At 69.4% G+C, this 11,778-nt stretch carries 14 protein-coding genes; 13 read left to right on the top strand and 1 reads right to left on the bottom strand.

The features are described 5' to 3' along the window. The first annotated feature begins 13 nt into the window (after nt 1-13). The 8 genes from AB0J69_RS31900 to AB0J69_RS31865 all read left to right on the top strand — a co-directional run bounded on the left by AB0J69_RS31900 (nt 14) and on the right by AB0J69_RS31865 (nt 9,091). Entirely contained in the window at nt 14-235 is a 222-nt protein-coding gene (locus AB0J69_RS31900; protein WP_364124665.1) for a hypothetical protein, read from the top strand. After that, nucleotides 235-1,266 carry a phage tail tube protein gene (locus AB0J69_RS31895; protein WP_364124662.1) on the top strand — a complete coding sequence of 344 codons (1,032 nt, stop codon included), beginning with the start codon at nt 235-237 and terminating at the stop codon, nt 1,264-1,266. Before AB0J69_RS31900 ends, AB0J69_RS31895 begins: the two co-directional genes overlap by 1 nt. Continuing rightward, nucleotides 1,267-1,833 carry a hypothetical protein gene (locus AB0J69_RS31890; RefSeq protein ID WP_364124659.1) on the top strand — a complete coding sequence of 189 codons (567 nt, stop codon included), beginning with the start codon at nt 1,267-1,269 and terminating at the stop codon, nt 1,831-1,833. Next, nucleotides 1,834-2,181: a hypothetical protein gene (locus AB0J69_RS31885; protein ID WP_364124656.1), complete on the top strand. Its 348-nt coding sequence runs from the start codon at nt 1,834-1,836 to the stop codon at nt 2,179-2,181. It abuts the gene before it with no gap. A 173-nt stretch (nt 2,182-2,354) separates the two neighbouring features. Further along, the gene (locus AB0J69_RS31880) at nt 2,355-5,720 is read left to right on the top strand and encodes a hypothetical protein (protein WP_364124653.1); all 3,366 of its coding nucleotides are present in this window, start codon (nt 2,355-2,357) and stop codon (nt 5,718-5,720) included. Then, on the top strand, nt 5,717-8,110 hold the full coding sequence (locus AB0J69_RS31875; RefSeq protein ID WP_364124650.1) for a hypothetical protein: 2,394 nt from the start codon (nt 5,717-5,719) through the stop codon (nt 8,108-8,110). Before AB0J69_RS31880 ends, AB0J69_RS31875 begins: the two co-directional genes overlap by 4 nt. Before the next feature lie 6 nt (nt 8,111-8,116). Continuing rightward, on the top strand, nt 8,117-8,566 hold the full coding sequence (locus AB0J69_RS31870) for a hypothetical protein (RefSeq protein ID WP_364124647.1): 450 nt from the start codon (nt 8,117-8,119) through the stop codon (nt 8,564-8,566). Continuing rightward, complete coding sequence (locus AB0J69_RS31865) at nt 8,567-9,091, top strand: hypothetical protein (RefSeq protein ID WP_364124644.1); 525 nt, start codon at nt 8,567-8,569, stop codon at nt 9,089-9,091. Between the two features lie 2 nt (nt 9,092-9,093). Here AB0J69_RS31865 and AB0J69_RS31860 read toward each other — a convergent pair whose 3' ends face one another. After that, nucleotides 9,094-9,846, bottom strand: a complete 753-nt coding sequence (locus AB0J69_RS31860; protein WP_364124641.1) for an MmpS family transport accessory protein — start codon at nt 9,844-9,846, stop codon at nt 9,094-9,096. A gap of 156 nt (nt 9,847-10,002) precedes the next feature. Here AB0J69_RS31860 and AB0J69_RS31855 point away from each other — a divergent pair, with 156 nt between their 5' ends. The 5 genes from AB0J69_RS31855 to AB0J69_RS31835 are packed head-to-tail and all read left to right on the top strand — an operon-like array spanning nt 10,003 to nt 11,667. Continuing rightward, the gene (locus tag AB0J69_RS31855; protein ID WP_364124639.1) at nt 10,003-10,344 is read left to right on the top strand and encodes a hypothetical protein; all 342 of its coding nucleotides are present in this window, start codon (nt 10,003-10,005) and stop codon (nt 10,342-10,344) included. Beyond that, nucleotides 10,341-10,550 (top strand): hypothetical protein, encoded by a 210-nt coding sequence (locus AB0J69_RS31850; RefSeq protein ID WP_364124636.1) that lies wholly within the window; start codon nt 10,341-10,343, stop codon nt 10,548-10,550. The genes AB0J69_RS31855 and AB0J69_RS31850 overlap by 4 nt, the downstream gene beginning before the upstream one ends. Further along, nucleotides 10,537-10,878: a hypothetical protein gene (locus AB0J69_RS31845; protein WP_364124633.1), complete on the top strand. Its 342-nt coding sequence runs from the start codon at nt 10,537-10,539 to the stop codon at nt 10,876-10,878. Before AB0J69_RS31850 ends, AB0J69_RS31845 begins: the two co-directional genes overlap by 14 nt. Next, a complete protein-coding gene (locus tag AB0J69_RS31840; RefSeq protein ID WP_364124630.1) occupies nt 10,859-11,008 on the top strand; it encodes a hypothetical protein in 150 nt (49 codons plus the stop codon). The genes AB0J69_RS31845 and AB0J69_RS31840 overlap by 20 nt, the downstream gene beginning before the upstream one ends. Further along, a complete protein-coding gene (locus tag AB0J69_RS31835) occupies nt 11,005-11,667 on the top strand; it encodes a CHAP domain-containing protein (RefSeq protein WP_364124628.1) in 663 nt (220 codons plus the stop codon). The genes AB0J69_RS31840 and AB0J69_RS31835 overlap by 4 nt, the downstream gene beginning before the upstream one ends. Nucleotides 11,668-11,778 lie beyond the last annotated feature (111 nt).

Here is an 11,778-nt window from a genome sequence, read left to right as displayed (position 1 = left end):
GGAGAGGTGGCCGGTGGCCAGGTTCAAGAACATCAGCGGCACGGATGTGCACGTCGGCCGCACCGATGGCCGCGTCGTGGAGGCGGGAAAGGTCATCGCGGTCGACGGCGAGGTGACGGAGCAGACCGACGAGGCGTACATCGTCGGCGCCGGGGACGACGCGCGGGCGTGGCCCCGCGCCACGTGGGAGCTCGTGTCGGAGCCGAAGAGCAGTGTGAAGGCGGGTGGTGAGTGATGCCTACGGGTTCGGGTCTTGACGCGCAGATCGGTTTCGCGGCCGAGAGCGTGGTCGGTACCGCGGTCACGGTGACGCGCTTCCTGGAGTTCAACAAGGAGTCGTTGGCGTGGAAGCCGACGTTCGTCGAGCCGACCGGCCTTCGCGCGGGGAAGAAGTTCAAGCGCGCGAGCCGGCTGGTCCAGAGCAGGCAGACCGTCGAGGGCTCGATCGAGCTGGAGTGGCCGACGCGCGGCATCGGCCTCATCGTCGCGCACATGCTCGGGTCCGCGGCGACGCCGCAGCAGATCGCCGCGACGTCGGCGTATAGCCAGATTCACGTGCCTGGCGGGTTCGTCGGCAAGAGCCTGACGATCCAGGCGGGCCGGCCGGAGCCGTCCGGCACCGTCCGGCCGCACACGTTCCGCGGCTGCAAGATCAAGTCGTGGGAGATCAAGCTCGCTGCTGACGGGATCCTCACGCTGTCGCTGGAGGTGGACGGCTGGGACGAGGCGACCGCCACCGCCCTGGCCACCGCGAGCTACGTCACCGGCAGCGAGGTGTACTCGTTCCAACAGGGCACCCTGAAGCTCGGCGGCACCGCGAGCACCGCCTCCGGCGAGATGAGCGTGGCCGGCGGCACCGCGGTGTCCACCGTCATCAAGGAGCTCAGCATCAAGGGCGAGACGCCGATGGCCACCGAGCGGTACGGCATCGGCCAGTCCGGCGTGAAAAAGGAGCAGCTGGAGAACGACTTCCCGAAGATCACCGGCAGCCTGAGCGCCGAGTTCAACAGGACCGAGCTCTACGACCTGTTGAAGTCGAACACGACGTTCGCGTTCGACTTCGCGCTCACCGGCTCGGCGATCCCCAGCGGCGGCGGCAACACCAACCTGGTCAGCTTCATCCTGCCGGCGTGCAAGCTGAAGGAAGCGGCGCCCAGCGTCGAGGGCCCGGACATCGTGCAGATGACCTCGGCCTTCGAGGGTTACGACGACGAGACGAATGCGCCGCTGCAGGTCAAGATCGTGTCCGCCGACACGACGCTGTAGATGGACATCCGGATCACCGGCGCCGACCAGCTCGGCCAACTCGCCAAGCGGCTCAAGGACGCCGGCCCGGAGGGCAAGAAGCTTCGCAAGGAGCTGCTCAAGGCGGTCCGCGCCGGGGCGAAACCGGCGCTGGCCGACACCCGGAAGGCGGTCAAGAACATCCCCGTGACGGGGTCGCACGGCGGCGGCACGAGGAAGCGCGAGGAGCACCACTTTGACCGGTCCAAGGGTGAGGAGGACCGGCGGCGGGCGAGAGCGAAGCGGGCGGCCGGGCTGCGCGACTCGATCGCCCGGTCGCTGCGGCTGGTGGTCAAGACCGGTAGCCGGACGCCGCTGGTGCGGATCGAGGTCGACGGTTCCAAGCTGCCCGAGGACCAGCGGACCCTGCCGCGCCACCTGAACTCGGCGAAGGGGTGGCGGCACCCGACGTTCGGCGAGAAGCCATGGGTGCATCAGCGTGGTCAGCCGTGGTTCGAGGTCACCATCCGCAAGCACGCGCTCGCCGTGCGGACGCAAATTCTCAAGGCGATGGACGACATCGCGAGCAAGATCGAACGGAGCACATAGGTGAAGAAGACCATCTCCATCAAGGGCGGGCCCCCGGTCGAGATCGACCTGGACGACCTGGCCCTGCACGAGGCGATCGCCCTCGAGGACGAGACCGGCTGGACCATGAAGGAGATGGCCCAGGAGCTGCAGGCGCAGCGGATGAAGGCCATCGCCGCGCTGGTGTACCTGATCCTCAAGTTCCGGCTGCACGAGGACCTCACCTACGAGGACCTCATCACCGGCCGGTACCCGATCAGCCTGCGGAAAGACATCGTCATCGACGACGGCGAGCCGGAGCCGGCCGAGGGCGGCGGTGAGGAGCCGGTCCCTTCCGGCGACGCCGCCGAGGCGAGCCCCTCGCCCTGAAGCGGCGGCGCTACACGACCGGGATCGCGTACCACTTCGGCATCAAACCGTGGGAGCTCGACCGGCTCACGTGGTGGCAGTTCGAGGAGTGCTGCCAGGTGGTCGACCAACTGAATAAGCAGGCGGATCAGGCATCCGTGTGAGCTGAGGGGAGGTTCCTCCCCTTGGCCAACATGGCGTTCGACATTTTCGCCAGAGACCACGCCAGCCAGACTTTCGACCAGGTCGGAGATTCGGCCGAACGCCTGCAGCGGCGGCTCACCGACGTCGGGAAGTCCAGCGGCGGTCTACGCGGCGACCTCGACGGGGCCGCCAAGGCCGCGTCCGCCTTCGGCGGGCACCTGGATGGGCTCGGCGACCGGCTCGGCGGCCTCGTCGGCAACGTCTCGGGCCTGGGCGGTCGCCTCTCCTCCCTGGCCGGGCCCCTCACGGCTGCGGGCAGCAGCCTGGCCAGCCTCGGCGTGTCCGTCGTCGGCACCGCGACCAAGCTCGGGGCGTTCGCCGGCGCCGCGGCCTCGGCCACCTCCAGCGTGAGCGGGCTCGTCGTCGCGCTCGCCCCGGCCGCCGGCGCGCTGGCCGCGCTGCCGGCCGCCGCCGCGCTCGGCGGCGCCGCCTTCGGCACGCTCAAGCTGGCCCTGTCCGGCGTGGGCGAGGCCTTCAAGGCGGCGCTCAGCGGCGACTACGAGACGTTCATCGCCGGCATCGAGGACCTGTCCGGCAGCGCCGGCGATGTCGCCTACGAGCTGTTCCAGATGTCCGGCGCGTTCACCGGCCTCAAAACCGCCGCTCAGGACTCGTTCTTCCAGCCGCTCGTCGGCCAGCTGCACCAGCTGTTCCCGCTGCTGCAGACGCTGCGGCAGGGCATCGGCGAGGTCGCCGGCGACTTCGGCCGGATCGCCGCCGAGATCCTCAGCGTCGGACAGTCCGCGTCCGCGATCAGCCTGGCGCGCAACTCGTTCGAGTCGCTGCACCAGATCCTGGGCGACATTCAGCAGGGCACCCTGCGGGACCTCCTGGCGTCGATGGCGTACTTCGCCAACTCAACGCTGCCCGCGTTCGACGGGCTCGGCGACGCCGTCAACACCCTCGCCGAACGGTTCAGCGTCTGGCTAACTACGGTGGCCGCATCCGGCACCGCCCTGCAGTGGGTGGAGAACGCCAAGGACGTCTTCCAGCAGCTCGGCGCCATCCTCGCCGACCTGGGCGGAATCGTCGCCGCGGTGTTCCGGGCCATGCAGTCGGCAGCCGGCGACACGCTCGGCGTGCTCGGCAGCGTGCTCGACAAGCTGCACGCCTTCCTGGACAGTGCGCAGGGCCAGGACACGCTGGTCGCCGTCTTCACAGCGTTGTCGCAAGCGGCGTCCGCGTTCTTCCCCGTCCTCACGGCGGTCGCGGGCGCGGTCAGGGAGCTGGCGCCCGGCGTGGCCGCCCTCGCTACCGCGGTCGGTCCGCTGCTCACCACGGCCATCAAGGCGGTCGCCCCCGCGCTGGCCGCGCTCGTGCCCGGGATCACCGCGGTGATCGGCGGCCTCCGGGCCGGGGTCGAGGCGCTCGTGCCCGCGCTGGAGCCGCTCGGCCGGACGCTCGGCGCCGCGCTGCGCGATCTGAGCCCGCTGTTCGCGTCGATCGGGCAGGCGGTCGCCGCGGCGCTGCCCGGCCTTCAGGTGTTCCTGCGCGTGGTCGCGGCCGGGCTGGCGGCGCTTGGGCCCGCCCTCGTACCGCTCGGCGCCGCGATCTCCGACGTCTTCGGCGCGCTGCGACCCCTGTTCAGCGGGCTCGTCAGCGGCATCGAGGCATTGCTGCCGGGGGTCCAGGACTTCGTCCGCTCGCTGTCGACCGGGCTTGCCGCGATCGCGCCGGCGCTGGTGTCGCTCGGCCGCGCGTTCGGCGGCATCCTCACCGCGGTGGCGCCGCTGCTGCCGGTGCTCGGCCAGCTGATCGGCGCGGCCGGGACGCAGCTCGGCATCGCCCTCCGGTCGGTCATCCCGTCGCTGCAGCTGCTGGTCGGCGGGTTCTCGCAAGCACTCCAGTCGCTCATGCCGCTGGTCCCGGTGATCTACCAGACGGCCGCGACCATCCTGAACGGGCTGCTGCCCGCGGTGGCCGGGCTGCTGCCGCAGCTCGCCCAGCTGGCCGGGCCGGTCATCTTGTCGCTTGGGCAGGCGCTGCTGTCGATCCTGCCGTCGGTGGCGCTGCTGGTGGAGTCGTTCGGCCAGATGCTGGTCGCGCTGGCGCCCGCGCTGCCGCTGCTGTTCCAGTTCGCCGCGTCGATCATCGGTAACCTCGTGCCGGCGCTGGCGCCGCTGCTGCCGCAGCTCGCGCAGCTGGTGACGCAGCTCATCGGCGGGCTGGTGCCCGCGCTGATGCCGCTGCTCCCGATCATCGGCGAGCTCGTCAGCGTGATCGGGCAGGGCTTCGTCGACGTGCTCGCCCAGCTGGTCGGCGTGGTCCTGCAGATCCTGCCGCCGCTCTCCCAGACGGCGGTCATCCTCGGCGAGGCGCTGCTGTCCGCGCTGCAGCAGCTCCTGCCGCACCTGCCGCTGCTGATCGGCGCCTTCCTCACGGCGCTGCCCGCGATCGCCAACCTGCTGCCGCCGCTGACGGACCTCGTCGCGTCGCTGTTGCCGCGGTTTATCGACAGCGTGACAGGCCTGCTGCCGCACCTGCCGAGCCTGATCATGTCGACGATCCAGCTGCAGCAGGCGCTGTATCCGCTGATCCCCATCTTCGCCGACCTGCTCAAGGAGATGGCTCCGCATATCCCGCTGTTCCTGGAGCTCGCCTCTGTGATCGCGCAGCAGCTGCTGCCGCCGCTGGCGGAGTTTCTCGCGGTGGTGGCCCGCGTGGTCACCGGCGTGATCACGAAGTTCACCGAGCTCTACGACAAGCTCGTCGGGCACAGCATCATCCCTGATCTGATCAACGGCATTGGCGACTGGATCGGCAAGCTGCCAGGGCTTTTCCTGGAGTGGGTCGGCAAGGCCAAGGACGCCGCGATCGATAAGTTCCAGGAGATGCTCGACTGGGCGGCCGGTCTGAAGGATCGGCTGGTCGGCGCGCTGGGGGACGTGGGCTCGTGGCTGTACGACAGCGGCCGGAGCATCATCCAGGGCCTGATCGACGGCCTGTACAGCATGCTGCAGGGCGCGTACAACGCCGCCAGCGACATCCTCGGCCAGATTAGGAATTTGTTCCCGTTCAGCCCGGCGCGCGAGGGTCCGTTCTCCGGTCGGGGCTGGACGCTCTTCAGCGGCCAGTCGATGGCCGAGGGGCTCGCCGAAGGCCTCGCCCGCGGCGCTGGGCGGGTGTCCAAGGCGGCGGCCGGCTTGATGGGGGCCGCGTCGGTGTCGCTCACGCCGTCGCTCGCTGCTGGCGGACCGGCGATGATCCCGCTCGCGCCGCAGGCCACGACGTTCAACTTCTACTTCAACGGTCAGCCGCTGGTGGGCGAGGACGAGATCATCAGGTTCCTGATCGCCGCCCTGAATCAGGCCAAGGGCAGGGGCTTCAACCTCGGCAACCTGGGGGTGACTTCGTGACCATGCCCGGCGTGTGGTGCGAGATCGCGTTCACCAAGGACGCGTCCGGGTACCCGCTGTGGCGGGACGTCTCCAACTACGTCGAATGGGACCAGGGCGTCCGGATCTCCCGTCGCCGCTCGCACGAGCTCGACGAGGTCCAGCCCGGCACATTCTCGGCGGTGTTCGACAACAGTGACGGCCGCTTCACGGCGGGTCGGACGTCGAGCCCGTACTATCCGCACGTCACCATCAACCGGCCGACTCGGATCCGTGCACGCTGGCCGGTCAGTGTGAACATGCTGCTGGAGAAGCAGGGCAAAGCCTCCGACGCCAGCCTGTTTTCCACGTCACAGGGCAGCGTCGCGGTGGACGCCGGGGTCTTCCCGGCCGGGCAGACGACCAGCATCCGGTGGAATCCCGGCACGCTGGCGAGCACAGGGCAGAACGTCCGGCCTGGGCCCGACATCGCCACAGCGACCGACCAAGCCCTCCCCGTAGCAGTGGGGGCCACGTACGCGTTCTCAGCGCGGGTGCGGCGGGACGCGTCCGTCGCGGTGAGCGTCAGCGCCAGGATCCGCTGGTACGACGCCGCCGGCGTGTTCCTGACACAGACGGCCGGATCAGCGGTCGCGCTGACGACGGCGTTCCAGGCGGTGACCTGTGTAGCGACGGCACCGGCGAACGCGGTGTGGGCGCGGGTGGCGATCGCGAACACGACGACCACAGCGTCAGCGGTCATCATCTACACGGGCGCGCTCCAGTTCGAGCAGGCTTCGTCCGCCACGACGTGGGCGGCGCCGGGCGTTGAATATCGGCGGTTCACGGGGTTCGTCGACCGGTGGCCGCATCAGTGGACCAACGGGGTGCTCGGCACGGTCAGACTCGCCGCGACCGACCGGCAGAAACTGCTTTCCCGAGACAAGATCCGTCAGGCCGTCGCAGAGGAAACCCTCGCCACCACGCCCGTCTTCTACTACCCGCTGACGGAGCCGCAGGGATCGCTGACTGCCGGCAACCAGGCCACCACTTCGCAGCCCGACATGACGATCGGTGTCGCCGGCAGCGGAGGGGCGCTGGAGTTCGGAGAGGCCGGCGGGCCGGACACCTCGACGGGCGTGCTCCTGACACCCACCTCCGTGAACAACGGCAACTTTCTCATCACGTCGCTGTCCACGCCGCTCGGCGGCTCGGCCGGGGTGTCCCTGGCAGCGTGGATCAACTTCAGGTCCGCGCCGGTGACCGGCCAGAACCGCATCATCTACGTGGACAACGGCAGCGACAGCATCCACATGAGGGTGAACTACGCGCCCTCGACGAACAGCCTGTCCATCGGCGTGCGCACCCCAGCGGGAGCGGCGGCCGGCTCGACCACCTCGGTCAACGTGGACGACAACCGCCTGCACCTGATGGTGGCCACCGCCGAGTACGTGGCGGGCACGATGCGGCTGCGCGTCTACATCGACGGCACGATGGTCATCAACACCTCCCCGGCGCTGTCCGGCGCGGCCTGGTCCTCGATGCCGCGGGTTCGCGTCGGTGGACTACCCATCACCGCACTGGACCCAGCCGAGCTCATGGGCGGCTTCGTCAGCCACGTGGCCGGCTGGAACAGCGTGCTGACACAGGCGCAGGCACAGGCGCTGTTCAGCGCCAGAGACGGGTTCGCGGGCGATCTGTCCGGCGCCCGGGCCGCGCGGATCGCCTCCTGGGCGGGCGTGCCCGCGACGGCATTCGACACCGGCGCCTCGCTCATGGACCGGCACCCGGCCGCCGAGCAGTCGCCGTTGGCTGCCTTCAAGGCGGTGGCGTTCGCCGAGGCCGGGCTGTTCTTCATGTCCGGAGATGACGTCGCCACCCTCCACAGCCGCAACCGCAGGCAGCTTGGCACCCCGCCGACGATGACCTTCACCGCCGATCAGCTGGGGCCGGACCTGCAGTTCACCATGGACGACCAGCTCATGATCAACGACGTGACGGTGAGTCGCTCGGGCAAGACCGTCACCCGCGTCCTGGACCAGGCCAGCATCAACACGCACGGCTCCTACGCCACCCCCATCGACACCCTGCTGTACCTGGACACCGAGGCGCTCGACCGAGCCGCCTACACCGTGAGCACCTACGGAAACCCACAGCCGCGGGCCGGGCAGCTCACGGTCGACGCCCACTCGCTCGGCACCGTGTGGCCGCAGATGCTGGCGAGCGAGATCGGCCACCGCATCTCCATCACGGGCCTGCCAGCGGAGGCAGCGGCCACCAGCGCGGAGCTGTGGTGTGAGGGCGTCGAGGAAGTGATCACCGATTCGACGTGGACCTTCCGCCTGGACACCTCCCCCTTGAGGGACACGCCCGTCTTCATTCTCGACCACGCCGTCTACGGCACCTTGGACAACAACTATCTGGGTTGGTGACGTGACATGGCCGTTCGCGCTCGCCTGCGCTTCTTGCAGGACTGCATACCGGCACCGCAACCGTTGACGAGCTGGCCGGCGTATTGGGAGTTCGCCGACTCGCGCCGCGCCGCCACTCAGCAGGGCCCGGTGCCGCGCCCGACCGGAGACGATCCCGCACGGACGGCGTACGCGCGTGTCGATGATGGACGGTGGATCGCTGACTGTCCATGGGGCTGCGGTGCCGCGTTCAATCTGCCCGCCGGCGCGCCCTGGATGTGGTGCACGGAATGCGCCGGCGGAGGCCTCGGCCTCACCGCCGTGCTGGTGTGGCCGACCAGCATGGACCGGCTCACGGTCAACTTGGAAAGCCTGCCGTCGATGCTGCAGTTCTGGCCGTGCACGCCCTGCCTGCCGCGCCTCGGCGGCGGCGAACTGTGCAAGACGTGCCGAGGCATGCGCGGCGAGGAGGTCTGAATGGCGACCGTCCCCGTTCCACGAACCTGGACCGTGGGGGAGCTGCTGACCGCCGCGAAGCTTAACGCTGATCTTCGTAACGGCCTGAACTTCCTGCTCTCGGGCAAGCCGCTGGCGTCCCTGGCGAAAACGACGAACCAATCGGTGCCCAATTCCACATTCACGGTCGTGACGTGGAACTCCGAGATCATCGACCGCGACGGCGGCCACGACAACGCCACCAATAACAGCAGGTACACCTCGCAAACGGCGGGATGGTACCGCGTGGTGGCGCACCTGGTGTGGAACGCGAACTTCACCGCGAAGATCCGCCAAACCAACTTCGTCAGAAGCGCGGCCCAGGCCTACTTCCTCACCTCGGGCTTCGGAGACGCTGACGGGAACAATGGATCTTCCACCGCCGTGGGGCTGATCTTTCTGTCTGTAGGCGACTACCTCGAAGTGCACGGCAACCAGGCATCAGGCGCCGCGTTGGACATCACCGCTCCCAACACGCACTTCGACCTCGAATGGACCAGCAGTTGACGTTACGGCGTGTCAGCTCGCACGTTGCACACCCCGTACGCGCCCGTTCCGGTGGACTCGCGAACGACCTTGCCGGCCACCTTGATTCGGCACGTAATGGTGCCGCCCTGGCCAGCGTTCTGCGCGATCAGTGAGAGCGGGAACGGATCCGAACTGGTGAGCTCCTTGGTGTACGGCAGCGGCACGCCGCTCTCCTGCTTCAGCTCGAGCCCGCTCATGTAGGTGAGCGTGCCGATGCTCGTAGCTCCGCCGTCGCCGGTCACCTCGAACACGACCGCCTGATCGCCCTGGGCAGGGGCATTCGTCCCGCCCGGCTGCTGGTCCACATCGAGCCGGCTCCTGGCAGGGCCGGCCACCGCCGTGGGGCTGGCGGCGGCGTAGAGGAACGAGGAGATCACGCCCGTCCAGCTGAGAGCCCAGAACAGCAGCCACGAGCCGGTGAGAACCCAGCCGAGGACGACTCCGCCCACGGCCATGCCGCGCCCGTCGGTGCCGTCTCTGCGGATCTGGGATAACGCGACATGGCCGAAGATCACGGCAAGGATGCTCGTGAATCCGCAGGTCAGGAAACCGGTCAGCCCAGTGACGAGGGCTGCGACAGCGAGACCGTTGGTCTTGGTCTCGGGCGGCCGCTCGTACCCGCCTCCGTGGCCGGGCTGGCTGTAGGGCTGCGGCTGGTACGGCTGCTGGTACTGCGGCCCGGACTGATGCTGCTGCCCGTACGGGTCCTGCGACGGCTGGGGCGGGTAACCCATGGAGCGGCTCCAGAGATGTGAGCGGACGCTGTGGGACGTTCCAAGCATGCGCCCGGTTGGCAAAGATCGTGTGTCCATTTCCGGACACCCCTGATCGTGCCGCCCGCTAGTGCTCCGGCGGGCGGCACACCCCCGTTGAGAGAGGCAGGTGCGCCGTTGGAGTGGGCCCAGCTCCCCATCGTCAACCTCGGAGCGTTCGGCGTCCTCCTCGGCGTGCTGTGGATGGTCTTCAACGGCCACCTCGTCCCGAGCAAGCTGGTGCCGCGCTCGACGCTCGATGACGTCAGAGCAGACCGCGACGCCCGCGTGGCCGAGGCCAACGAGGACGCCGAACAGTGGCGCGCCCTGTACGTCTCCGAGTGCCAAGCCCACGAGCTCACCCGGCGAGCGCACGCCGAGGAGACCCGCGCCGCCTTGCTGGCCAGCACGGAGGGCGCGCAGGTGGCCGCCGTCCTGCTCAAAGAGATCCGCGAGAAGCAGATCGAGGCAGGCACATGACGCCGCACGAGGGCGAGCGCCGGCCGGACATCGACGACGCCCGCGAGGCCGTCGCGGAGTCCCGGCGGCGCGCCGAGCAGGACATGAGCCAGGCCCGGGAGCGGGCTCGCCGGTGGGTCTCACTGGCCGAGCGGCTGAGGCATCTCCGTGAGGAGAACGGGTTCGCTGCGTTGTTCGATGAGGCGTTCGGGGGTGGACGTGGCTGACCTGGCCCAGGCCGTGGGCAGCGTGCTCATCACCATCTCCGCCTTGCTGGCGCTGGCCGTGGTGGTGGCGCACCAGATGCTGGCCCGCTGGTGGCGGACTCCTGCGGGCAGGCACGCGTGGACGTTCGAGGCGGTGCTCGCCCTCTCGCTGACGTTGTGGGCCGTCAGGTTGGCCGTCCCCGAGGGCGATTGGTTCTTGGCCGCGCGCCTGGTGGCGTTCGCCGGCGTCCCGGTGGTGCTCGGGTGGCGGCTCGTGGTGATCGTGCAGACGTGGCGGCGCAGCCGCCGACGACGGAAGGAGCAACGGGGTGAGACAGAACGAGGCTGAGCTGACCGTGGGCCGCGTGGACCGGCACGCCTGGGGGCCGACGGAGGACGACGAGGAGCAGCTGCTCGCGGAGCTGTACGGGCCGGCCGACGCCGACGGCGTGTACCGCGGTGTGGAGGCTGGCCAGTGACGGCGGCGGCGCGGATGCTGGCCGAGGCCCGGCGAGACCTCGGCATGGCGGGCCGGCCGAACGCCATCACGAAGGACTACGCCTCCCGCAACGGCGCGGAGTTTCTGCGCGCGCCCTGGTGCGACATGTCGGTGACGCACTGGGCCCGCCAGTCCGGCAACGCCGACGTCGTCCTCCCGCGCGGGGACAGGGCGTACACGGTGTGGCACGCGCAGGACGGGGAGCGGCTGGGCCGCTGGTACAAGGGCACCGCCGCCAACCTGCGCGAGCACGCCCGGCCCGGCGCCATCGTGTTCTTCGACTGGGCCGGCCGGGACGACATCGACGCGATTGACCACGTCGGCATCGTCGAGAAGAACCTCGGTGACGGCCGGGTGCAGACGATCGAGGGCAACACGGCGGACGCCTGCAAGAGGCGCGTGAGGGCCAGCAACGTGATCGCCGGGTTCTGGAACCCGGACTACCCCGAGGAGGACGACGTGGACGTCAACGACGTGTGGCACAAGGCCAAGGTGCGCGTGAACAAGGGCCAGGAGGGCGAGAAGGACATCAGCCCGGCCGCGTACCTACAGGAGATCGAGACCGAGCAGGACCGAATCAAGAGCAAGCTCGACGCGCTGAGCGACAAGCTCGACCAGGTACTCGCTCGCCTCGGCTGATGCTCGACCACTTGGCCCGGCTGTACCTGACCAGGACGGCACGGGCCACCCCTCACCCGCCGCACACCGCGGCGGGTTCTTTGTCTCCGTCCTCGGCCGAGGGCGGTCGCT

This window comes from Nonomuraea sp. NPDC049709, from assembly GCF_040674815.1.
Lineage (GTDB): Bacteria > Actinomycetota > Actinomycetes > Streptosporangiales > Streptosporangiaceae > Nonomuraea.
Note: the sequence above shows the minus strand (reverse complement) of the source record. Positions and strands in the feature narration are given on the sequence as shown.